This is a genomic window from Leifsonia sp. TF02-11 (genome assembly GCF_017565305.1).
Lineage (GTDB): Bacteria > Actinomycetota > Actinomycetes > Actinomycetales > Microbacteriaceae > Leifsonia.
Window position 1 is genome coordinate 650,812 of record NZ_JAGEKP010000003.1, and the last position, 23,067, is coordinate 673,878.

Below are 23,067 nucleotides of genomic sequence, written 5' to 3' on the forward strand. Positions count from 1 at the left end.
CTGTGCCGGGTCAGTCGGCCAGGATGACCGCGTAGCTGTCCATGTACGTGCCGGCGACATCGATCGCCGGACCGGGCAGCGGGACTCTGCTCATGATCGTGGTGTTGCCGGCCTTGGTGCCGGTACCCGGTCCACCGGTGTCGTTCTTGCCCGAGAAGTACACGGAGCCGTCGGTCATGAGGTAGAGGCCGCCTTCGCCGCCGAACTCGATGTGCTTGATGGTCTTGCCGTCGGGCACGATGACCCTGGTCCAGACGTTCACGCTCGGTTTGGTAGTTCCGATGCTGCCGTAGCCGGTCGTGTTGTTGCCGGCCATGTAGATCACGCCGTCTTCGGTCTTGGCGAACACCGACTGCAGGTCCGAAGCGTTGACCCAGATCTTGACGACCTTCTTGCCCTCGGGATTGGTGACGGGGGCTGCGTAGGGGGTGATGGTTCCCTTCGGGCCCATGCCGGGGAGCTCGCCGTACTGGTTGTGGCCGGCTCCCCAGAGGCTGCCCCAGCGGTCGAGGTAGATCGAGGATTCCTGGGTCGCGTGGGCTTCAATGATGTCGGTGAGCGGAGCACCGTTCTGCTTCACGGTCTGCGCGGCCAGATACATCGTGTCGAGCGTTCCGTTGTTGCCCATCGCCCGTCGGCGGTTGGAGCCGGAGTTCCAGACGGTTCCGTCGTCGAGGAGGTAGAGCGCGCGCCACCAGCCCGCGTCGCTGATCGCGACGATCGACCGGCCCGGGTTCGCCCTGAGGATCTCCAGACCGACGGGGCGGTAGCCCTTGTTGGTGTGCTGGGTGCTCTTGGTGCTGCCGTCCTGGATGGAGAAGTTGCCACCGGGGTTGTTGCCGACACCGTGCGCGACACCGTTGAGGTCGAAGGCGAAGATCGTCGAGTCGAGGCACGAATTCGCCTGCGCGAACTTGCTCGCATAGAACGTCTCGCCCGTCAGCTTGATGGCAGGGCCCTGAGGGCCCTTCTTGCCCGAGCTGGTCGTGTTGCCGTTCGCGAGCACACCGTACGCGTTGTAACCGGACGCGAAGATCGTGCCCTTCGTGGTGATGGCGTGGAAGGTTCCGTGCGCGCCGGTGATCGTGGTGAACTTCTCCGCCACGGGCCATCGGAACGGTGTGGTGACCGCCGTCGGTGCCGTCGCGTCGCCGGCCTCGCCCGAATAGTTGTAGCCCCAGGCATAGACAGTGCCGGACTGTGGGACGGCGGTGGCTTCGACCCGGAGGATGGCCCCGGTCTGGGCGGTCTCATAGGTCGCCCAGATCGTGCCGGCGCCATTCTCTCCGAGAGGGGCGCTGCTGATGCCGGAGACCGTGACGCTGTCGGGTCCGCCTGTTGCGACGAAGGTCTCGGTCGTCGCGCCGCCGGGGAACGTCGTCCCGGTCAGGGTCACGGTGATCAGTGCGCCCGCGGGGACCGGGGTGACGCCGTCGGTCGTCGCGGCGATGACGATGTCGCCGAAGACCTCGCCCGCCTTCGCCGGAGGCGGGAACGTGCTGAACTCGATCGTCGGCTTGGAAGTGGGGGTGGAAACCGCTGCTGCGGGAGAGGCCGCCGTCATCGCGATCGCGGGTGCTGTCCAGGCGGCGGCGCTGACGAGGGTGCGGCGGGAGACGGGGGGTTTCTGCGGGGTGGGGTGTTTCACGGGAGTTTCCTTCTGGGGATGGACTACGGGCCGGGGGAGGGTCGTGTTGAATATCTTACATTCGTGTAATGTACAGGTTAGTGGGTAACAATGGAACATTCCGCGTGGCCGTAGGGGGGCGTCCACGCGAACACCGACACCGTGACCCGTCGTCCTCCCGTTTCGTCCGGTGACCCGTCCGGACAGAGAGGTGGCAGTTGTGACAGATCGAGACCCCGACCACGACGTGCCCGTCGCCCGTGTCCGTCCTCGAGTCCTGGCGTCCGCTGCAGGCTTCCTCGGCCTGAGCGTGACCGCAGGCGTGCTCATCGCCGCGATGGTGACCCCTGTCGTCGCGGTCGCGGGCGTCGCCGCCGAGACCGGCATCCAGGTCTTCGAGACGATGCCGGAGGCGCTGGCCGCCGACGCTCTTCCGCAGACGACCGACATCTACGCCAGGAATGCCGCGGGCGATCCCGTCCTGCTGGCCTCGGTGTACGAGCAGAATCGCAAGAGCGTGCCGTGGGAGGCCGTGTCGCTTTTCGTCAAGGACGCGGTCGTCTCGACCGAGGATCCGCGGTTCTTCACACATGGCGGGGTGGACTTCACGTCCGCGCTGCGCGCAGCGATCGGCAACGCCGCATCGGGCGAGATCGGATCCGGCGCGTCGACCATCTCGATGCAATACGTCAAGAACATCCTCATGCAGCGCGCCGAGGCCATCCGCGACAAGGAGGCGCGCCAAGCCGCCTATGAGGAGGCCGTGAAGACGAGCATGGACAGGAAGCTCCGCGAGATGCGCCTCGCGATCGGGCTCGAGAAGGCGCTGACGAAAGACCAGATCCTGCTCGGCTATCTCAACATCGCCCACTTCGGCGGATCCGTGTACGGCATCCAGGCCGCAGCCGAGTACTACTTCGGCGTGAACGCGTCCGAGCTCAGCCTCGCGCAGGCTTCCTCGCTCGTCGCCACGGTGAACGAACCGAACGGGCTCCGCATCGACGACCCCGACAACATCGGCGACAACAAGTTCCGTCGCGACCACGATGTGCTCCCGGCGATGCTCAAGCAGAAAGCGATCACGCAGGCGCAGTACGACGAGGCGGTCGCGACCCCGATCGAGCCGAAGATCACGCCTCCGTCGACGGGCTGCCACGCCGCGAACCCGCTCGGCGCCGGGTTCTTCTGCGATTACGTGCAGCGTGTCATCGAGAACGAGAAGGTCCTCACCGACCCGAAGGACGCGAAGTACAACACCCTCACGCGCGGTGGCTACGACATCTTCACCACCCTCGACCTCGATCTCCAGGCAGCGGCCGTCAGCGCGGTCGACGAGTACATCCCGCGCAGCACCGAGGTGCTCGACATCGGCTCGTCGCTGGTCACCGTCGAGCCGGGCACGGGACGCATCCTCGCGATGGCCCAGAACAAAGACTTCAACGCCGACCCGGACGCGGTGTCCGCGGGCAACACGGCTGTGAACTACAGCACCGACGAGGACTACGGCGGTTCGATCGGCTTCCAGGCCGGCTCGACCTACAAGATCTTCACGCTGGCCGAATGGCTCAAAGACGGCCGGTCGCTCAACGACAGCGTCGATGGGAACGCACGCGCCCTCGCCCTCTCCGCCTTCAGGGACAGCTGCCAGGGCGCGGGATCCGGAACCTACTCCCCGAAGAACGACGGCGCGCAGCGCCCTGGCAGCATGTCCGTGCGCACGGCCACGGCCGGCTCGGTCAACGGCGCGTACTTCTCGATGGCCCAGAAGCTCGACCAGTGCGCCATCCGCAAGACGGCGGAGGCCTTCGGCCTGAAGCGCGCTGACGGCAAGCAGCTGACCTCCTATGTCTCCGACGTGCTGGGGACCAACGAGGTGTCGCCCGTGCGGATGGCCTCCGCATTCGCGGCGGTCGCCAATGCGGGCGTGTACTGCTCGCCGATCGCGATCGACCGGATCGTCGCTCCGGACGGCAGCGAGGTGCCTGTTCCGACGAGCGCCTGCTCCGAGGCGGTCGCGCCCGAGGTGGCGGCGACCATGGCGTCGGCGCTGCAGACAGTGATGCAGGGTGGAGGGACCGGCGCGGCGTCGAAACCGCGCGACGGTGTCCCTGTCTTCGGCAAGACGGGCACCACCGACTCCGAGAAGGACACCTGGTTCGTCGGCGCGACGACGCGGCTTGCCACGGCCGTCTGGGTGGGCAACGTCACCGGAGGCGTCTCGCTGCGGCGAACGTCGGTGGGCGGCATCCAGGCAGACCTGCTCCGCCACCGGGTCTGGAAGGAGTACATGACGGCGGCGAACGAGAAGTTCCCGGGGAGCGACTTTCCCGACTCCGTGTCGCGCCCGGTTCGCGACTGAGGTGCCTGGTCCGATTCCCGCGAGTCCATCGTCGGCGGTGGGCAGTAGCCTCGACGAGTGAAGGTCGCGCTGCAGTTCATCGCCATGGGTCTGGTCTGGGGTGCCAGCTTCCTGTTCATGAAGGTCGCGCTCGAGGGCGTCTCGTTCGGTCAGGTCGCGTGGGCGCGGCTCGTGTTCGGCGCGGTGACGCTCGGGGTCATCGTGCTCGCGACCCGCAGCCGACTCCCGAAGCAGCCGATCGTCTACCTCCACTTCGTGGTCGTCGCGATCACCTACTGCGTGGTGCCCTTCCTGCTCTTCGCGTGGGCCGAGCAGTACGTGTCCTCGAGTCTCGCCAGCATCTACAACGCGGTCACCCCGATCACCACGGCGATTCTTGCGACCGCGGCGTTCCGCGTCGAGAAGCTCAACCGCGACCAGGTGCTCGGGGTGCTGTTGGGGGTCGTCGGCGTCGTCGTGGTCGTCGGGCCATGGTCGATCGCCGCGCTGTCGGGCAGCGTGTGGGGTCAGCTGGCCTGCCTCGGCGCGGTCACCTGCTACGGCTTCAGCTTCGGCTACATCCGACGCTTCATCAGCCATCGGGACATCCCGGCGACCTCCACCGCGTTCCTCAACATCGGGGTCGCCGCCGTGATCATGCTGCTGCTGACCCCAGTGGTGGCGCTGTCGCCGATCGAGTTCAGCTGGCCCGTGCTGCTCAGCCTGCTCGCCCTGGGCGCCCTCGGTACGGGGATCGCCTACATCTGGAACATGAACGTGCTGCGGGCTTGGGGGCCGACGGCGACGTCGGGGGTGACGTACGTGACGCCGGTAGTCGGCGTGGCGCTCGGGATCCTCGTGCTCGGTGAGCACCTGAGCTGGAACGAGCCGGTCGGCGCCGCGATCGTGCTGGCGGGCATCCTCCTCACGCAGCAGCGCGTGCGAATTCTCACGCGCCGGAACGTCGACCTCGTCGGCAGCAGCTAGCATCGTGCTGGCGGCGCCGGATGAGCGCCGGTTTCTTCTTGGGGGGATGCTCGATGAAGCACAGTTCTGTCGTGCGCGCCGCGGTGGCGCTCAGCGTGATCGGCCTGCTCGCGGGGTGCTCCGCGGGTCAGCAGGGAGGCGGGGCCGGCGGCACGACCACAGCCAAACCTGCGGCCGCGACGGCCACCTACAGCGCAGCCGACCTCGCGTCGATCGCGACGAAGGTGAACGCCTCGCTCGGTCTCGGCGGCACGGTCATCGACAACGCCGCGGCGAAGAGCCAGGTGGACAAGCTCGGCGGCGCGAACGCGCTGACCCAGCAACTCGGCAGCTCGGTGACCGTGCAGCCCGCCCAGTGTCAGCAGCTGCTGCAGGACAAGCTTGCCAAGGCGCCGCAGGCCGCTGACAACGTGACCGCGATGCTCACCTACGGCAGCAACGTGCTGGTCGTGACCGCTCCCGGAGCGAAGGGGTGGTCGCAGGACGTGCGCACGGCCATGACCTCCGGATCCGACGATGTGCTGGCACAGTGCGGCGACATGACGCTCAGCGCGTCCGGTTTCACCGTCAAGCTCGCGATGACCAAAACGGACGCGAAGACGAACGCGGAAGTGACGCGGGGCATCCACGAGGGCGTGACGCTGGAGGGCGCCGCCCAGGAGGTCGGCTCCGCAGACATCCTGCAGGCGCTCGACGGCAACCTCTACATCATGGTCACGGAGTCGTCGTCGAAACTGTCGAGCGCGCCGCCGTCGCCGGCCACCGCGACGCAGGTCGCGAACGCGGCCCTCGACGCTGCCAAGACCATCACGAAGTAACCCGGAACGCTGAAGGGCACGTAACCGCCCCTCAAACCTGAGTCTCAGGGGCGGTTACGTGCCCTTCGTGCTCTTGCCTACGCGACCGTCGGGCCGAAGTGCTCGGGCAGGGTCGAGCGGTGGACTCCGCGGAGCTCCTCAACGCCGATCGTGAACAGGTCCTGCACCTCGAGGACCGGCTGGGTCCCGACCTCCGCGTCGGTCACGCCGATGCGCAGCAAGGGCACGCCGCGACCCTCGCACAGTCCACGGAACTTCACGTCGTCCTCCCGGGGAACCGACACGATCACGCGCGCGGTCGACTCGCTGAACAGGGCCGTCGCGGCGTCGACGCCGTCGCGCTCCTGCAGTTCGCCCAGCCAGACCCTGGCGCCCACGCCGAAGCGCATCACGCTCTCGGCCAGGGCCTGCGCGAGGCCGCCGTCGGCGAGGTCGTGGGCCGACGAGATGAGGCCCTCCTGCGATGCGGCGTGCAGGGTCTCGGCGAGCGTGCGCTCTGCGGCGAGGTCGACCGCCGGCGGCCGGCCGCCGAGGTGGCCGTGGACCGTTCCGGCCCAGGCCGAGCCGTCAAGCTCCTCGCGGGTGATGCCGAGCAGGTAGATGTTCTCGCCCTCGTCCTGCCAGCCTGCCGGGATGCGGCGGGCGACGTCGTCGATCACGCCGAGCACGCCGACGACGGGAGTCGGGAAGATCGGGGTGTCACCGGTCTGGTTGTAGAACGAGACGTTGCCGCCGGTGACAGGGACCTCGAGCTCGAGGCAGGCGTCGGAGAGACCTTCGACCGCCTGCGAGAACTGCCACATCACCTCGGGGTTCTCGGGGCTGCCGAAGTTGAGGCAGTCGGTGACGGCGACCGGCACGGCACCGGAGGCCGCCACGTTGCGGTACGCCTCCGCCAGTGCGAGCTTCGCGCCCTGCTTGGGATCGAGCTGGCAGTACCGCCCGTTGGCGTCCGTCGCGATGGCGAAGCCGAGCCCGCTCTCCTCGTCGACGCGGATCATGCCGGAGTCGTCGGGGAACGAGAGCGCCGTGTTGCCGCCGACGAAGTAGTCGTACTGGTCGGTGATCCAGCTCTTGTCGGCAAGGTTGGCGCTGCCGAGGAGGGCGAGTGTCTGCTCGCGCAGCTCGTCGCCGGAGGTCGGACGCGCGAGCACCGAAGCGGAGTCGGCCTGCAGAGCGTCGATCCAGGCCGGGTAGGCCACGGGACGCTCGTACACCGGGCCGTCGACCGCGACCGTGCGCGGGTCGACGTTGACGATCTCCTCGCCCTGCCAGTTGATGACCAGGCGGCCGGTGTCGGTGACCTCGCCCAGCACGCTGGTCTCGACGTCCCACTTGGCGGTGACGGCGAGGAAGGCGTCGAGCAGCTCGGGCTTGACGACGGCCATCATCCGCTCCTGGCTCTCGGACATGAGGATCTCCTCCGCCGTGAGCGTGGGGTCGCGCAGCAGCACGCTGTCGAGCTCGATGAACATGCCGCCGTCGCCGTTGGAGGCGAGCTCGGAGGTCGCGCAGGAGATGCCGGCCGCCCCCAGGTCTTGGATGCCCTCCACGAGCTTGTCGCGGTAGAGCTCGAGGCAGCACTCGATGAGCACCTTCTCGGCGAACGGGTCGCCGACCTGCACGGCGGGGCGCTTGGTCGGCCCTCCGGCCGAGAACGTGTCGGAGGCCAGGATGCTCGCACCGCCGATGCCGTCGCCGCCGGTGCGCGCCCCGAACAGGACGACCTTGTTGCCGATGCCCGACGCGTTGGCGAGGTGCAGGTCTTCGTGGCGGAGCACGCCGACCGACAGGGCGTTGACCAGCGGGTTGCCCTGGTAGATCGGGTCGAAATAGGTCTCGCCCCCGATGTTCGGCAGGCCGAGGCAGTTTCCGTAGAAGGAGATGCCGGAGACCACGCCGTGCACCACGCGCGCGGTGTCGGCCTGGTCGATCGCGCCGAAGCGCAGCTGGTCCATCACCGCGACCGGGCGGGCGCCCATCGAGATGATGTCGCGGACGATGCCGCCGACGCCGGTCGCCGCGCCCTGGAACGGCTCGATGTAGGAGGGGTGGTTGTGCGACTCCACCTTGAAGGTGACGGCCCAGCCCTCGCCGACGTCGACGACGCCGGCGTTCTCGCCCATGCCGACCATGAGGTTCTTCTTCATCGCCGGCGACACCTTCTGGCCGAACTGGCGGAGGTAGATCTTCGACGACTTGTACGAGCAGTGCTCCGACCACATCACCGAGTACATCGCCAGCTCGCCCGAGGTGGGGCGGCGGCCGAGGATCTCGCGGATGCGCGCGTACTCGTCGCTCTTGAGGCCGAGCGCCGCGTACGGCTGCTCCTTCTCCGGAGTCGCGGCGGCGTTCGCGACGGTGTCGACGACGTGCTGGATTGAGGTGTCGGTCACGCGGGCACTCCAGGCTGCTGGGCGGTGGCGGGGATGGGTCAAGTCTACCGGCGCTCAGTGGGGGGTGGGGCCGGGCAGCGCACGTACCGCCGCCGTGCGCGATGGCAGGATGTGCGCAGGTGCCCCTGTGCACCTCTCCGACCGATGATGGAGGTCACCATGCAGATCCCACGACCGTCGCAGGAGACGATGGAGCTGTTCCGTTCGGTGGTGCCTGACGCCCCTGGCGTCGAGGTCAAGCCGATGTTCGCCAACCTCGGCGCGTTCGTGAACGGCAACATGTTCGCCGGCCTGTTCGGCGAGAGCGTCGGGGTCCGGTTGCCGGACGAGGCCGTGCGCGCGGAGCTGCTCGCGATCGACGGCACGGGTCCCTACGGTCCGGCGGAGCGGCCCATGGGCGGCTACGTCGCCCTCCCCGACGGCTGGCGCGACGAACCGGACCACCTGCGCGAGTGGATCGGTGTCGCGCTCGAACAGGTCGGGGCGATGCCGCCCAAGGTGAAGAAGCCCCGCGCTCCCCGCGCTGCGAAGAGCTAGCCGATGCGCTTCGGCTCGTTCGTCGACCTGTCGCAGCCGCTCGGCGACGACACGGATGTCTATCCCGGCGATCCGGAAGTGCGGCTCGAACCGCACGCGACCATCGAGGCCGACGGGTACAACCTCCTCGCGGTGCGGATGGGTTCGCAGTCGGGAACACACGTCGATGCGCCGTTCCATTTCGCGCCGGGAGGAGCGCGCGTCGACGAGCTGCCTCTCGCGCTCTTCGCCGGGCCGGCGGTGATCGTCGATGCGAGCGATCTCGGGCCGCGCGGGAGGATCGCGCGGCGGCACCTCGAACCGGTGGCGGGTCGCTTGCGTGCGGGAGCCGTCCTGTTGTTCCGCACGGGGTGGAGCAGCCGGTACGGAACGGCGGCGTACGACGACCATCCCTTCCTCGACCCGGAGGCGTGCGCCTGGGCGATCGAGCGCGGCGTCCGGACGTTCGGCCTCGACGCGCCCAGCATCGACGAGAGCCCGACGGCGGGGAGCGGCGTCGAGGACTATCCGTGCCACCGGCTGATCGCCGCGGCCGGCGGGGTGATCTGCGAGAACCTGACCCGCCTGGAGGATGTGACCTTCGACGACCCGTTCGTGTCGCTCTTCCCGATCCCGTTGCAGGGTGCGGACGGCGCTCCGGTGCGCGCCGTGGCCTATCGCGTGGAGGCGTGACGGCCGATCACCAGTCGGTGCCGTAGCCGTCCGTGATGACGCCGGGACGGAGGGAGGTCGAGGCCGAGTGGCCGGTGGTCGAGCCGACGGTCTGGCCGGGCGGGCTCGTCGTGGCGGTGCCGCCGTTCGAGAGCGCGGCCGCCCCGACCACCAGGACCGCGATGAGGGCGAACGTGCCGAGCAGTGCAGCGGCGAAGCCGAGTTCGCCGCGCAGGAAGCTGGCGAGCCTCCCCGACTCCCTGGCTGCGCCCGGCTCACTGGCGGTGCCCGGCTCCTGCGACTCGTCGGCCATCAGGTCGGCGACGAGCACGTCGAGCTCGCGCGTCGAGAGTCGGGAGAACGCCTCCAGCTCGACCTCGCCGCGGTCGTCGAGCGGGGTGCCGGCGACGAGCTGTGTGTAGCGTTGCGCGCCCTCACGGTCGGCGCGGGTGATGTGCGACATCGTCAGCTCCTCCCCGCCCGACCCGGTGCTCCGACCGAATAGCCTGATCCACACCACCAGTCTGAGCGCCCCGCGCTCGACACGCCAGACCGTGCTCTGCGGCTTCCAAGGCGGTGTCAGGCGGTCGGGACCACCGCGCGGGTGAGCTGGTCGACGTCGCGGGCGGCGCCCTGGTCGGCGGAGAGCGCCATGGCGGCGTACGCGCGCAGCGCTGCCGACACCGGACGGTCGCGGTCGAGCGGGCGGTAGCCGCTGCCGGCCTCCAGAGCCTCCCGGCGGGCGTCGAGCACCGCATCCGGCACGTCGAGGCGCAGGGCGCGGGTGTGCACGTCGATGGTGATCGTGTCGCCGTCCTCGACGAGTGCGATCAGGCCTCCCGCCGCGGCCTCGGGGGAGACGTGGCCGATCGAGAGGCCGGAGGTGCCTCCGGAGAAGCGGCCGTCGGTGATCAACGCGCACTTCGCGCCGAGCCCACGGCCCTTCAGGAACGACGTCGGGTACAGCATCTCCTGCATGCCGGGGCCGCCGCGCGGACCCTCGTAGCGGATGACGACCACGTCACCCTCCTTCACGCGCTTGCCGAGGATCGCCTCGACCGCGGCCTCCTGCGAGTCCACGACGACGGCGGGACCGGAGAAGCTGAGGATGCTCTCGTCCACGCCCGCCGTCTTCACCACCGCTCCGTCGGGCGCGAGGTTGCCGCGCAGGATCGCGAGGCCGCCGTCTTTCGAGTACGCGTGGGCGACGTCACGGATCACGCCGGTCTCGGCGTCCAGGTCGAGCTCGTGCCACCGCTCCGACTGCGAGAACGCGGACGACGAACGGACCCCGCCGGGCGCCGCGTGGAACAATTCGATCGCCTCCGTCGTCGCGGACCCGCCGCGGATGTCCCAGTCGGCGAGCCACCGGTCCAGCGAGGGCGCGTGTACGGTGTTCACCCCGCGATCGAGCAGGCCGGCGCGGTCGAGCTCGCCGAGGAGCGCCGGGACTCCGCCTGCACGGTGCACGTCCTCCACGAGGGCGGCGCCGTTCGGAGCGACCTTCGACAGGCAGGGCACCCGGCGCGACAGGGCATCGATGTCGCCCAGGTCGTAGTCGACACCGCCCTCGCGAGCCGCCGCGAGCAGGTGGAGGATCGTGTTGGTCGAGCCGCCCATGGCGATGTCGAGCGCCATGGCGTTGCCGAATGCGGCGCTGGTCGCAATGGAGCGCGGGAGCACCGACTCGTCGTCCTGGTCGTAGTAGCGGTGCGCCAGCTCGACGGCCGTCGCCCCGGCCTTCTCGTACAGGTCCTTGCGTGCGGTGTGCGTGGCGAGCGTCGACCCGTTGCCGGGGAGGGCCAGACCGAGGGCCTCGGTGAGGAAGTTCATGGAGTTGGCGGTGAACATCCCGGAGCACGACCCGCAGGTCGGGCAGGCGTTCTCCTCGATGCGGAGCAGGTCGGTCTCCGACACGGCGTCGTTCGCCGAATCGGCGATGGCCGAGATCAGGTCGAGCTTGCGCACGGTGCCGTCGACGAGCACGGTCCTGCCGCCCTCCATCGGTCCGCCGGAGACGAAGACCGTGGGGATGTTCAGGCGCAGGGCGGCGAGCAGCATACCCGGCGTGATTTTGTCGCAGTTGGACACGCAGATCAGTGCGTCAGCGCAGTGGGCGTTGACCATGTACTCGACCGAGTCGGCGATCAGCTCGCGCGACGGCAGCGAGTAGAGCATGCCGCCGTGGCCCATCGCGATGCCGTCGTCGACCGCGATCGTGTTGAACTCGCGCGGGATGCCACCGGCGGCCTGAACAGCCTGCGAGACCACCCGGCCGACCGGCTGCAGGTGGGTGTGGCCCGGCACGAACTCGGTGAAACTGTTCGCGACGGCGACGATCGGCTTGCCGAAATCCTCGCGGGCGACGCCGGCGGCGCGCAGGAGGGCGCGGGCGCCGGCCATGTTGCGGCCATGGGTGACTGTGCGGGAGCGAAGGACTGGCATGCTCTCATACTGCGGGGTCGAGGTCTGCACAGGAAGACGGCGCTGCTACTAGTAGTGGGAGCACTAGTATCGGCGCATGGATGCCGAAGGAGCCAGGGCGGAGCTGGGGCGCTTCCTGCGCAGCCGCCGCGAGCAGGCGGCCCGTGCCGACTATGGCCTTCCGCCGGTCGGCCGGTCCCGCGACCGCGGGCTGCGCCGAGAGGAGGTCGCGTACCTCTCCGGCGTCAGCGTCACCTGGTACACCTGGCTGGAGCAGGGACGGCCGATCAACCCGTCGCGGTCGGTGCTCGACGCGGTCGCGCGCACACTCCGGCTTTCGGCCTCCGAGCACGAGTACCTGCTGTCACTCGCGGGCTTCGGCCTCCCCGCACCCGTCGGCACCAGGCCGGTCGAGGACGCCCCGCCGCACGTCCAGCGCCTCCTCGACGCGCTGGGCGACAACCCGGCGTTCGCGCTGGCTCCCGACTGGGGCATCGCGGGGTGGAACGCGGCCTACACCCGGCTGTACCCGAACGTGGCGCGCGTGCCGCGCGAGGACCGCAATCTGCTCTGGCTCGTCTACACCGACCCGGCCGTGCGCGAGCTGCTGCCCGACTGGGAGGAGACGAGCGCGCGCTTCCTCGCGGAGTTCCGTGCGGAGACCGGCACGCGCGCGGGCGACCCTGCCGTGCGCGCGTTGGTCGAGCGACTGCGCACGTCGAGTCCGAAGTTCCGGGAGGCGTGGGACCGCTACGACATCCAGGGCTTCGCCTCCCGCGAGCGCCGTTTCCGCCACCCGCGCGACGGCGAGGTGCGACTCGAGCACCACCAGCTCGCGCCCACCGACCATCCGGATCTGCGCGTGGTGGTGTACACGCGCCTCCCCTAGCCGGCAGCCATCGCTTCCTCACTTTCTCGCGCCCGCCGGCGGCGTGTTGCGGGAGAAAGTGAGGAACGGATGGCTCGGGCGGGCTACGCCTCGACCAGGGCCGAGCGGATCACCGACGTGAAGAACGTGAGCCCGTCCGTTCCCGAGCGCATCGCGGAGGCGGTGTCGGGGCCGAAGCCCGGCTCCACCGCGTGCTCGGGGTGCGGCATCAGGCCGACGACATTGCCGCGTTCGTTGCGCACGCCGGCGATGTCGTCGAGCGAGCCGTTGGGGTTGATGCCGGTGTAGCGGAACACCACGAGGCCCTCGCCCTCCAGCCGCTTCAGCTCCTCGGCCGAGGCGATGAAGCCGCCCTCGCCGTTCTTGAGCGGGATGACGATCTCCTGGCCCTGCTCGAACCCACTGGTCCACGGGGTGCTCGTGTTCTCGACGACGAGGTGCTGGTCGCGGCGGATGAAGTTGCCGTGGTCGTTGCGGATGAGTCCGCCGGCCACGAGGTGCGCCTCCGCCAGCATCTGGAAGCCGTTGCAGATGCCGAGGACGGGCATCCCTCGCCCGGCGGCATCCACGACCTCGGTCATGATCGGCGAGAGGCTCGCGATGGCGCCGCAGCGCAGGTAGTCGCCGTAGCTGAACCCGCCGGGCAGCACGAGGGCGTCGACTCCCTGGAGGTCGTGGTCGCCGTGCCACAGCGCCACGGGCTCGGCGCCGGCGATGCGGACGGCGCGCAGTGCGTCCCGGTCGTCGAGCGAGCCGGGGAAGGTGATGACACCGATGCGCATCAGGCGTCGTCCTCCGGGTAGTGGATGCCCACCACGTCTTCGATGACCGAGTTGGAGAGGATCTCGGTGGCGATCTCGGTGACGGCGGCCTTGGTGGCGTCGTCGATCGGGCCGTCGACGGTCAGCTCGAAGCGCTTGCCGACGCGAACGGCGGAGAACTGGCCCTTGCCGATGCGGGCCAGGGCTCCGGCGACCGCCTTGCCCTGCGGGTCGAGCAGCTCTGCCTTGGGCATGACTTCAACAACGATCGTCGACAAGGGTGATCTCCGCTTCACTCGCGCATCCGGGGCCAGCAACGATTCTACCGTCCCCGCGAAAGGCTCAGGACGACGGCGGGAGCGCGTGCGACGCCGGGACCGGCCGGGCGATCTCGCCGCCGTCGACCACCGAGCCGGTCGCGACGCCGGTCGCGACGCCGGAGGCGAAGGCGACGGCACGCGGCGCGAGCTCGCGGTGCAGCCGGGCGAAGAGTGCTGCGGAGGCGTTCCCCGGCCAGTCGACCGGAAGCGCAGCGGCGGGAAGGCCGGGGTCGCGGTACGGGATCACCCTCCACTCGTCGAGCACCCGGATCCACAGGGCGAACGCCGCGGCATCGTCGTCGGGCACGATCGCGTCGCCGACCCGCGCGAGGAACGACTCGTGCAGCGCGCGGATCGCGGCCAGGTCGTACCAGCGGGCGACACCGGACGCGAGTGCGGCCTCGAGCCCGGCGGCGGGTCGCGCACCGGTGAAGAGGTCTGCGCCGAACTCGGCGGCGACCTCCGCGAGCTCGGGTTCGAGACGGTCGGGCCCGATCCACAGCCCGTCGGCGACGGTGCCGCAACCGAGCGCGGCGAGTCGCCTTCGCAGCTGATGGCGCAGGGAACGCTGATGCTCCGGGAACGAGAACGAGACCAGGCACCACTGCGACGCGGCGGAAGGGGTCCCGAAGATCCGCGCGTCGCCCCGCTCCAGCATCGGGACGGCGCCAGGATCGAGCGCATACCCGGCCACGCCGCCGCGCGGCTCGCGGACGAGCACGCCGCGCGTGCACAGCCGCGCCAGGCTGGAGCGGGCGGTCGCGGCAGGGAAGCCGAGAGCGCCCATCAGCTCCACCGCGCCCGCCGCGCTCATCCAGCCGCCGATCGGGCGCAGAGTGCTGCCGACCACGGTGCGCAGCAGCGCGGTCGCCGAGCCGCTACGGGCCTCCAGGTCTTCGCGGCCCGCGGTCACTCGTGGATCAGCTCCCCGAGCACGTCTCGCACGGCGGCCAGGCCGACCGCGACCTCCTCGAAGCTCGTACTCAAAGGGGAGAGGCCGATCCGCAGACCGCCGGGATCGCGGTAGTCGGGGATCACGTCCCGCTCCCAGAGCCGCGCGGTGACTTCACGCATCGCCGGATGGTTCAGGGTGAGGTGGCCGCCGCGACGCTCGGGATCGCGCGGGCTGGCGAGGGCGACGCCGAGCGGGGACAGCCAGGTCTCGGCCAGGCGCAGCGCGAACCCGGTGAGGGCGATCGACTTGTCTCGCACGGCCTGAATGCCGCACTCGTGGAGCATCGCGACGGTGTCCTGGAGGGCGAGCATCCCGACGATCGGCGGCGTTCCGGAAAGGAAGCGGCGCAGGCCGTCGGCCGGCTGGTAGTCCGGACCCATCAGGAAGACGTCGCGCACCCCCATCCAGCCCTGGATAGGTTGGACCAGTTCGCGCTGCAGGCGCGTGTTCACGTAGCCGAAGGCGGGCGAGCCCGGGCCGCCGTTCAGATACTTGTAGGTGCAGCCGACGGCGAGGTCGACGTCCCACTCGTCGAGCTCGACGGGCACAGAGCCGGCGGAGTGGCAGAGGTCCCACAGCACGAGCGCCCCGGCGTCGTGGACGATGCGGGTGATCGCGCGAGCGTCGGCCAGGTAGCCGGAACGGTAGGCGACGTGGCTCAGCACGACGAGCGCGGTGCGCGGCCCGACCGCCGCGGCGACCTGCTCAGGGGTGACGCCGGCCACCGTGTCGGCCTCGATCCAGACCAGGTCGAGGCCGCGCTCGCGCGCGATGCCGTCGAGCAGGTAGCGATCGGTCGGGAAGTTGTCGGTGTCGAGCACGATCTCGCTGCGCTCGGGAAGCGAGTCGACGGCCGCGCGCGCGAGCTTGTAGAGCAGGACCGTCGTCGAGTCGCCGATGAAGACCTGGCCGCGCCCTGCGCCGAGGGCGGCGTCGCCGAGGTCGTCGCCGATGCGGAACGGCAGCTCCATCCACTCCTCGTCCCAGCCTCGGATCAGCCGGCCGCCCCAGCCGTCGACCACGAAACGCCGGAGGCGCTCCACGCTCGCGAGGGTGGGCCGGCCGAGCGAGTTGCCGTCGAAGTAGGCGAGGACGGACTCGGGGATGGCGAGGTCAGCGGTGGTGCCCTCGGCGGTGGTGCCCTCGGCGGTGGTGCCCTCTGTGGTGGTGCCATCGGTGGTTGTGCCTTCGGCGGCGCTCGGCGTGACGCCGACGAACCGGGCGCGGTAGGGGGCGAGCGGATCGGCTGCGTCGAGAGCGCGTGCCGCGGCCAGGGGGTCGCCGTCGAGGGCCTCGTCGTCGGCGAAGGGGTCGTCGGTGGGGGTGTCGGTCATGGGTGCTCCTGTCGGGCGGGCGTGAGATCGGAGGCCGTGAGATCTGAGACGTGGAGGCCGCGCGCCGTGCCGAGCCACGCGGGGAGGAGTGCGGCGGCGCCGGGGGGCGGCGAGGGGATCCAAGCGACGCGAGGGCCGAGCGCGTCGAGGACGGTGTTCGTGGTGGTCGCGGGGGCGATCGTGCGAAGGAGGGCGGACCCGTCGAGCCCGGCCTCCCGGAGCGCGCCGAGCTCGCGGGCGTTCACCCCGACGGGGAGGTCGCCATTGCCGAGGTCGGTGCCGTAGAGCACGCGACCGCCGCGGTCGGCGAAGCGGCGCAGGTTGTCGACGGCGATGCGATAGGCGGCGGTCGGGGTGCCCCAGCCGTGGATATCGAGGGTGCTGATCCAGGTCATCCCGGCGTCCGCTGCCTCTGCCACGAGGGCGTCGTCGAGGCGCTCGGTGAACGGCGTGTGGGCGAGCTGGTCGACGCCGACGCGTACGGCACGGGCCGTTTGGCCGGCGCCCTGTACGTGCGCGGTCACCGGGAGGCCGGCCGCGTGCGATTCCTCCACAATTGCGCCGAGGGTCGCGTCGTCCACAGTTTCGCCGGCCTCGCTGTTGAGGGCGACCTTGATGCGGGAGGCTCCCATCATGATCTGTTGCCGAACCGCTTCCCCGGCCTCCCGAGGGCCGCCGACCTCGATCGCGGCACCGGGAGGAGCCCACCCCGCCGAGACGGGGTAGCCACCGGGAGCCGTGAGGAGCGCGCCCGCGATCTCGACGGCCGGGCGGTCTCGCGCGTCGTCCAGCCAGGTGGCGGCGATGGCGGGGATCCAGCCGAGATCGACCGCATGCGTGATGCCGCCGCGGAAGAGGGCGGTCGGGTCGCTGAGGCCGAGGTGCGTGTGGTGGTCCGTGAGGGACGGGAAGAGGGTTCCGCCGAGCGGCAGGATGCGGGGCTCGCCAGCCGCGGCTTCTGCGCCGGCCGCGTGGAGGCGCTCGCCGTCGATCGAGAGGAGGGTCGGGCCCGTGAAGCCGTCGCCGGTCCAGAGCGCGTCGACCCGGAGGAGCGCGCGGCTCGCGTCCGACGGTAGGCTGCGGCTGGAACCGTCTTCGTCGCTCACGCGGGGGCGCCCATCTCGGTGCGCACCGCGAAGAGCTCGGGGAAGAAGGTGAGGTCGAGGGCTTTCTGCAGGAAGGTCACTCCGCTCGAACCGCCGGTGCCCACCTTCATGCCGATGGTCCGCTGCACGGTCTTGAGGTGGCGGAATCGCCAGAGCTGGAAGTTGTCCTCCAGGTCGACCAGTTCCTCGCAGGCTTCGTACTCGCTCCAGTGCTCTGCCGCGTGCTCGTAGATGTCGCGGAAGACCGGCACCAGGTCCGGGCTGAAGACGTGGGCCTGACTGACGTCGCGATCGAGCAGCTCGCGCGGCACCGCGTGGCCGGCGCGCGCCAGGTAGCGCAGGAACTCGTCGTAGACGCTGGGCGCCTCCAACAATTCGGTCAACAGCGCCAGCGCGCCGGGATCGTCGCGGAACACGGTCAGCATGCGCCGGTTCTTGTTCCCAAGCACGAACTCCACCGCGCGGTACTGGTACGACTGGAAGCCGGACGAGTTGCCGAGGAAGCCGCGGAACTGCGCGTACTCGGTCGGCGTGAGGGTGGCGAGCACCGACCACTGCTCGGTGAGGGTCTTCTGGATGTGCTTGACGCGGGCGATCCGCTTCAGCGCCTGAGGGAGCTGGTCGGCGCGGAGCAGGTCGCGCGCGTCCTCCAACTCGTGGAGCACGAGCTTGAGCCAGAGCTCCGTCGTCTGGTGCTGGATGATGAACAGCAGCTCGTCGTGGTGCTCCGGCACACTCACCGGCTTCTGCGCGCTGAGCAGGGTGCCGAGATCCAGGTACGAACCGTACGACATGCGCTCGCGGAAGTCCGTGACGATGTCCGGGTCGAACTCTCTCGTGTTCTCGTTCGCGACCATGTTGCGATTCTGCGTCGATCGTCACGAAAGTGCAACAGTCCGGCCGGAATCGGGCATCGGCGGCGGCGGAAGGCTGCGGCGGCACCGGCGTGTTCACCTCCGTTCACCCGCCGGCTACCCGGAGTTGCCGCCTCCGTCGTCGCCGCCTCCTAGCGTGGAGGCGCTGCGTCGGGACGCGGACGGGAGACGGGCATGGGCAGGCACTACGACCTCGCGATCGTCGGCGGCGGCATCGTCGGGCTCGGCCACGCCGTCGCGGCCCTGCGCCGCGGTCTCACCGTCGCCGTGGTCGATCGGGCGTCGAGTGTGAACGGCGCCTCCGTGCGCAACTTCGGACACATCGGCATCACCGGCCAGGAGGGCGAGGCGCGCGCATACGCCGAGTTGGCGCGCGAGCTGTGGCTGACTCTGTCGGTCGAGGCGGGATTCTGGCTGCGCGAATCCGGCACGGTCGTGGTCGCCCAGGCGCCGGAAGAGCTGGCTGTGCTCGAGGAGTTCCGCGATCGGCGCGGCGGGCACGATGTGCGGCTGCTCGCGCCCGCGCAGGTGCGCGAGCGCGTCCCCGTGGGAGACGGCGTCGTGATGGGAGGCGCGTATCTCCCGGCCGACCTCCAGGTGGATCCCCGCGATGCCGCGCCCGCCATCGCCCGCTGGCTCGACGCTCACGGTGTCGACTTCTTCTGGCAGACCACGGTCACCGGGGTGGAGACCGGGCGGGTCCACACCTCCCGCGGGCGCGTCTCCGCCGACGCCGTGGTGGTCGCCGTCGACCACGATGTCGACCAGCTCTTCCCCGGCATCGCCGAGGCCAACAGCATCCAGCGCTGCGGCCTCGACATGATGCTCGTGGAGGCCGACCTGGACGAACCGCTCAGCGCGCCCGTGCTCACGGGGTGGTCGCTCCTCCGCTTCCCCGGGTTCGCGCACACCCCCAGCTCCGACCTGCTGCGCGAACGGCTGGTCGCGGACGACCCGGTGCTGGCGGCCCTCGATGCGAACCAGATGTACGTGCAGCGGCCGGACGGCGCCCTGATCGTCGGTGAAACCCGCTCGTGCGGCGACGACGTGTCGCCGTTCCAGTCGGAGGCCGCGTTCGAACTGCTGCTCGAGCGCACGCGGACACTCTTCGGCGCCTCAGGCGTGCGGATCCTCGAACGCTGGCAAGGCATCGACGCCTCGGCGCCGGACGACTTCCTCGTGTCGTCGCCCGCACCGTCCGTCCGCGTCGTCTCCGTCACCGGCGGCATCGGCATGACGACCGGGCTCGGGCTGGCCGACCGGGTCGTGGACGAGCTCTTCTCCACCGCCCCCGGCGTGCTGACCACCGCAGGCGCCGCCCGGTCGCACTGACTTCTCTCCGCCCCCGCCGATCTCCTCGTCGCACCGACCTCCTCGCCACTCCGACCTCCTCGCCACCGACCACCCCGCCCCGCCGCACCCGCCGACCAGGAAGACCGCACAGAAAGGCCTCTGCCATGTCCCCTGAAGGACTCATCACGAGTGAGTTCGACGACGCCGCGATCATCGACGGCGACGTCGACTCCGGTGCCGCTGCCGGCGACGATCCCGACGATCTCGCCGACCTGGAGGTCGTGGTGCTCGACCTGACCGGCACCACCGTCGTCGACGACCGCCTGATCGAGCGCGCCTTCGAGCGTGCGGCCGACGCCGCGGGCATCGCCGAGTCCGACGACGAGTTCGCTCGCGCGCTCGCGTTCGTCCGCGCGACGACCGGCCGCTCGACGATCGCGGTCTTCCGCGCGCTCAGCGGTGACGAAGACCAGGCCCAGCACGCCAACGCCGTCTTCGAGTCGTCCTACGCCGAACTCGCCGCCGACGGCGGCGTCCGGACCGTTCCCGGGGCGGAGGAGCTCATCCGGCGCCTGCGCGCGATCGGAGTCACGGTCGCGCTGACCACCGGGCTTTCCCGGGTCACCGCCGACGCCGTCCTCGACGCCGTCGGCTGGCGCGACCTCGCCGACTTCACGCTCACCCCCGCTGACGCGGGCCGGGGCGGGCCCTACCCCGACCTCCCGCTGACGGCGCTGCTGCGAGCGGGGGCCTCCAGCGTCGAGGGGATGGTCGTCGTCGGCGACACCACAGCGGACATTGCCAGCGGTCTCGCCGCCGGTGCCGGGCTCGTCGTCGGCGTGCTGACCGGCTCGGGCGACGAGCGGGCGCTGATCGATGCCGGCGCCGACGCCGTGGTCGGGAGCGTCTCCGACCTCGGCGAGCTGCTGGGGCTCGACGACCTGGAGAGCGTCGACAGGCTCGACGACGACTTCGACGACTTCGACGAGTTCGACGCCTTCGACGACGACGAGCCGGGTGTCGAGGGCACCGACCTCGACGGTCTGCACGACCCGGAGGACGTCGACGACCGGGAGGACGACGACGTCGACGAGGTGGACCTCCCCTCGGCAGTGCAGCAGTCCGAGCGGCGGCGGCCGGAGGGGCAGACCCTGCGGTGACGATCAAGGCAGTGACCCCACGTGTCGTCGAGCCACCGGCGAGCCTGGGGATGGGGGTGAGTGTGTATCCGTCCGCCACGGCGATGGTGTGGCCGGGGGAGGGACACGCGCACGAGGCGGTCGCGGTTCCCGGGGTGCGGCTCGGGCCGGGGGACGCGCTCGTGGAGGTGGAGCTGGCGACGGTGTGCGGATCCGACGTCGAGACGGTGCGGGGTCACCACCCGGCATCGACGCCGCTGGTGCTGGGCCACGAACAGGTCGGGCGCGTGATCGCGCTCGGGCGCGGCGGCGCGAAGACGACCGACGGCAAGCGGGTGGCGCTCGGCGAGCGCGTGGTCTGGTCGGCGGCCGTGCCGTGCGGCCGGTGCGCGCGCTGCCGCCGCGGTGTGCCGCAGCAGTGCGTGAGCCTCCAGAAGTACGGACACGAGCGGATGCGGCGCGGCTGGGAGCTGTCGGGAGGCTTCGCGACGCACACGCACATCCTCGACGGCACCCCGCTGGTGGCCGTGCCGGAACACCTCCCTGCCGAAGTGCTCGCGCCTGCGTCCTGCCCCACCGCGACGGTCGCGGCGGCACTCGAGGCGGCAGCGGCGATCGTGCCGCTCGACGGCGCCCTGGTGGTCATCGCCGGCGCCGGGATGCTCGGGCTGACGGCGGCCGCGATGGCGACGGAAGCGGGCGCCAAGGTGGTGGTGAGCGATCCGCTTCCCGAGCGCCGCGACGTCGCCCTGCAATTCGGCGCCCTCGCGGTCGCCGACCCCGCGGCTGCACCGGGATCCCGTTCCGATCTGCCGCACGTGCTGGCCAAGGTCGGGGGCCGGTCGTCCGCACCGTCGATCGCTCTCGAGCTCTCCGGCGCGGAGTCCGCCCTCCGCTCGCTGCTCTCGGTCGTCGACGTCGGCGGCGTGCTGGTGCTCGCCGGGTCGGTGTCGCCCGGCTCCGACCTGCCGGTCGTCCCCGAGGTCCTCGTGCGGCATCTGCTGACCATCCGCGGCGTCCACAACTACGCGCCGCGCCACCTGGAGGAGGCGGTGCGGTTCCTCGCGGACGCGGGCACGAAGTACCCCTTCGCACAGCAGGTCGGTGCCGTGTTCCCGCTCGCCGAGGTGGATGCGGCGCTGGCGAGCGGCGGGTTCCCCCGGGTGGCAGTGCGGCCGTAGTCGGCGCCGTTTCCTGAGCGTTCTCACATCTTCGGATTCGTATCCTGAGATCCGCACGACTGTGAGGACCCCGTGATCGAGACCCCCACCGCCCAGACCACCACCGCCCAGCCGCCTGGTGCGCAGCCGCCGCACCCCGCATCCGCCCAGCCCCCGTCGCCCGGGAGGCCGAGCCGCGTCATCAGCGCCCTGATCTTCTCCAGCCGCTGGCTGCAGGCGCCGCTGTATCTCGGGCTGATCGTCGCGCAGGCCGTCTACGTCTACGTGTTCGTCGTCGAGCTGTGGCACCTCACTGAGAAGGTGGTCTCCGACCCGAGTCACGTCGACGAGGCCTACGTGATGCTCGCCGTTCTCGGGTTGATCGACGTCGTGATGATCGCCAACCTCCTCATCATGGTCATCATCGGAGGGTACGAGACCTTCGTTTCGCGGGTGAACGTGCAGGGCCATCCCGACCAGCCCGAGTGGCTGTCGCACGTCAACGCGAACGTCCTGAAGGTCAAGTTGGCGATGGCGATCATCGGCATCTCGTCCATCCACCTGCTCAAGACCTTCATCGCCGTCGGCGACCTGGGCGCCGCGAACGGCGGGTCGATCGACGGGGAGCGGTATACCTCCGTCGGCGTGTTCTGGCAGGTCATGATCCACCTGGTGTTCATCGTGTCGGCGGTGGCGCTCGCCGCGATCGATCGCATGTCGAAACCGCGGGAGGCCGCGGCGGCGCACTGACGCACGTCGGCCTGTCGTGCCAGGCTGGTGGCGTGCCCGCCGACCCGCTCGCCCGCTTCTTCGAACTGCTGCGTGCGCTCCCCGAGCCGGCCGACGCGGAGGCGCTGTACGGGGATGACACCGAGGGGCGGCGCCGCGAGCGCAATCTCCGGCGGTACTTCGCGATGCCGCACTCCTCCGTGCTGCTGCTCGGCGAGGCACCGGGATGGCGGGGGATGACCGTGACGGGTGTGCCGTTCGTGTCCGTCCGGGAGGCCGAGGCGGGAGTGGTGCCCGGGCTCGAGCTCCCCGAGGATCCGCAGGCCCCGTGGGAGGCCTCCAGCCGGGTGGTCTGGGCGACACTGCGCGACTGGCGCGGCCCGATCCCGCTGTCGTGGCCGGTGTATCCGCTGCACCCGTTCGTCGCGGGCGATCCGCACAGCAATCGCACGCCGCGGCCCGCCGAGGTGCGGGCGGGCGCGCCGGTCGCACTGGAGCTGATCCGTGCGCTGGGCATCGAGACGGTGGTGGCCGTCGGTCGCAAGGCGCAGGGCGCGATCGCCACGGCGGGGATCGACGCGCCGGCGGTCCGGCACCCGGCGCAGGGCGGTGCCGCGCAGTTCGCGGAGCAGCTGATCGAGCTGAACCGGGCGCTGGAGCTCGGGCGCGGGTCGCCCTCCGGTCGGTTCTGAGCCGCAGACACGGGCGGCGCCTGTACCGGACCGGCC

General features: G+C 70.4%; 21 protein-coding genes. 11 read left to right on the plus strand and 10 right to left on the minus strand.

Annotation, left to right across the window (positions count from 1 at the left end; all coding sequences use genetic code 11):
• Window positions 1-10: 10 nt before the first annotated feature.
• On the minus strand, window positions 11-1,648 hold the full coding sequence (locus JNB50_RS05425; RefSeq protein WP_208039061.1) for a hypothetical protein: 1,638 nt from the start codon (window positions 1,646-1,648) through the stop codon (window positions 11-13).
• 199 nt (window positions 1,649-1,847) lie between these two features.
• Here JNB50_RS05425 and JNB50_RS05430 point away from each other — a divergent pair, with 199 nt between their 5' ends.
• From JNB50_RS05430 to JNB50_RS05440, 3 genes are read left to right on the plus strand one after another with little or no spacing between them, the layout of a single operon-like run.
• Complete coding sequence (locus JNB50_RS05430; protein WP_208039062.1) at window positions 1,848-3,986, plus strand: transglycosylase domain-containing protein; 2,139 nt, start codon at window positions 1,848-1,850, stop codon at window positions 3,984-3,986.
• A gap of 57 nt (window positions 3,987-4,043) precedes the next feature.
• Window positions 4,044-4,952, plus strand: coding sequence for a DMT family transporter (locus tag JNB50_RS05435; protein WP_208039063.1), 909 nt, complete (start codon window positions 4,044-4,046; stop codon window positions 4,950-4,952).
• Between the two features lie 53 nt (window positions 4,953-5,005).
• Entirely contained in the window at window positions 5,006-5,770 is a 765-nt protein-coding gene (locus tag JNB50_RS05440) for a hypothetical protein (protein WP_208039064.1), read from the plus strand.
• 77 nt (window positions 5,771-5,847) lie between these two features.
• On the opposite strand, the gene purL is transcribed toward JNB50_RS05440, so the two are convergent.
• Complete coding sequence (gene purL / locus JNB50_RS05445; RefSeq protein WP_208039065.1) at window positions 5,848-8,166, minus strand: phosphoribosylformylglycinamidine synthase subunit PurL; 2,319 nt, start codon at window positions 8,164-8,166, stop codon at window positions 5,848-5,850.
• 159 nt (window positions 8,167-8,325) lie between these two features.
• Between purL and JNB50_RS05450 the strand changes: the two genes are divergently transcribed.
• Both JNB50_RS05450 and JNB50_RS05455 read left to right on the plus strand, forming a co-directional pair.
• Window positions 8,326-8,703, plus strand: coding sequence for a TfoX/Sxy family protein (locus JNB50_RS05450; RefSeq protein ID WP_208039066.1), 378 nt, complete (start codon window positions 8,326-8,328; stop codon window positions 8,701-8,703).
• Between the two features lie 3 nt (window positions 8,704-8,706).
• Window positions 8,707-9,375, plus strand: coding sequence for a cyclase family protein (locus JNB50_RS05455; protein ID WP_208039067.1), 669 nt, complete (start codon window positions 8,707-8,709; stop codon window positions 9,373-9,375).
• Window positions 9,376-9,382: 7 nt separating this feature from the next.
• Here JNB50_RS05455 and JNB50_RS05460 read toward each other — a convergent pair whose 3' ends face one another.
• Complete coding sequence (locus tag JNB50_RS05460) at window positions 9,383-9,817, minus strand: hypothetical protein (protein WP_208039068.1); 435 nt, start codon at window positions 9,815-9,817, stop codon at window positions 9,383-9,385.
• A 116-nt stretch (window positions 9,818-9,933) separates the two neighbouring features.
• Entirely contained in the window at window positions 9,934-11,799 is a 1,866-nt protein-coding gene (gene ilvD / locus JNB50_RS05465; protein ID WP_208039069.1) for a dihydroxy-acid dehydratase, read from the minus strand.
• 76 nt (window positions 11,800-11,875) lie between these two features.
• Here ilvD and JNB50_RS05470 point away from each other — a divergent pair, with 76 nt between their 5' ends.
• Window positions 11,876-12,667 carry a helix-turn-helix transcriptional regulator gene (locus JNB50_RS05470; RefSeq protein WP_208039070.1) on the plus strand — a complete coding sequence of 264 codons (792 nt, stop codon included), beginning with the start codon at window positions 11,876-11,878 and terminating at the stop codon, window positions 12,665-12,667.
• Window positions 12,668-12,750: 83 nt separating this feature from the next.
• Here the strand turns inward: JNB50_RS05470 and purQ are convergent, their stop codons facing one another.
• The 6 genes from purQ to kynA all read right to left on the minus strand — a co-directional run bounded on the left by purQ (window position 12,751) and on the right by kynA (window position 18,000).
• Window positions 12,751-13,449, minus strand: coding sequence for a phosphoribosylformylglycinamidine synthase subunit PurQ (purQ, locus tag JNB50_RS05475; protein WP_208039071.1), 699 nt, complete (start codon window positions 13,447-13,449; stop codon window positions 12,751-12,753).
• Entirely contained in the window at window positions 13,449-13,706 is a 258-nt protein-coding gene (purS, locus tag JNB50_RS05480; protein WP_208039072.1) for a phosphoribosylformylglycinamidine synthase subunit PurS, read from the minus strand. Before purS ends, purQ begins: the two co-directional genes overlap by 1 nt.
• A gap of 64 nt (window positions 13,707-13,770) precedes the next feature.
• Window positions 13,771-14,661: a PaaX family transcriptional regulator C-terminal domain-containing protein gene (locus JNB50_RS05485; protein WP_307794606.1), complete on the minus strand. Its 891-nt coding sequence runs from the start codon at window positions 14,659-14,661 to the stop codon at window positions 13,771-13,773.
• Window positions 14,658-16,037 carry a kynureninase gene (locus JNB50_RS05490; protein ID WP_243767961.1) on the minus strand — a complete coding sequence of 460 codons (1,380 nt, stop codon included), beginning with the start codon at window positions 16,035-16,037 and terminating at the stop codon, window positions 14,658-14,660. The genes JNB50_RS05485 and JNB50_RS05490 overlap by 4 nt, the downstream gene beginning before the upstream one ends.
• Window positions 16,034-17,143, minus strand: coding sequence for a hypothetical protein (locus JNB50_RS05495; RefSeq protein WP_208039073.1), 1,110 nt, complete (start codon window positions 17,141-17,143; stop codon window positions 16,034-16,036). The genes JNB50_RS05490 and JNB50_RS05495 overlap by 4 nt, the downstream gene beginning before the upstream one ends.
• Window positions 17,140-18,000, minus strand: coding sequence for a tryptophan 2,3-dioxygenase (gene kynA / locus JNB50_RS05500; protein ID WP_208039074.1), 861 nt, complete (start codon window positions 17,998-18,000; stop codon window positions 17,140-17,142). Before kynA ends, JNB50_RS05495 begins: the two co-directional genes overlap by 4 nt.
• Before the next feature lie 192 nt (window positions 18,001-18,192).
• Between kynA and JNB50_RS05505 the strand changes: the two genes are divergently transcribed.
• The 5 genes from JNB50_RS05505 (at window position 18,193) to JNB50_RS05525 (ending at window position 23,031) form a co-directional block, all read left to right on the plus strand.
• Window positions 18,193-19,350, plus strand: a complete 1,158-nt coding sequence (locus tag JNB50_RS05505; RefSeq protein WP_208039075.1) for a TIGR03364 family FAD-dependent oxidoreductase — start codon at window positions 18,193-18,195, stop codon at window positions 19,348-19,350.
• 125 nt (window positions 19,351-19,475) lie between these two features.
• Window positions 19,476-20,471 carry an HAD family phosphatase gene (locus JNB50_RS05510; protein WP_208039076.1) on the plus strand — a complete coding sequence of 332 codons (996 nt, stop codon included), beginning with the start codon at window positions 19,476-19,478 and terminating at the stop codon, window positions 20,469-20,471.
• 11 nt (window positions 20,472-20,482) lie between these two features.
• On the plus strand, window positions 20,483-21,631 hold the full coding sequence (locus JNB50_RS05515; RefSeq protein ID WP_307794607.1) for an alcohol dehydrogenase catalytic domain-containing protein: 1,149 nt from the start codon (window positions 20,483-20,485) through the stop codon (window positions 21,629-21,631).
• A 72-nt stretch (window positions 21,632-21,703) separates the two neighbouring features.
• Window positions 21,704-22,360 (plus strand): TIGR00645 family protein, encoded by a 657-nt coding sequence (locus JNB50_RS05520; RefSeq protein ID WP_307794608.1) that lies wholly within the window; start codon window positions 21,704-21,706, stop codon window positions 22,358-22,360.
• Window positions 22,361-22,392: 32 nt separating this feature from the next.
• Entirely contained in the window at window positions 22,393-23,031 is a 639-nt protein-coding gene (locus JNB50_RS05525; RefSeq protein WP_208039078.1) for a uracil-DNA glycosylase, read from the plus strand.
• The last annotated feature ends 36 nt before the right edge of the window (window positions 23,032-23,067 follow it).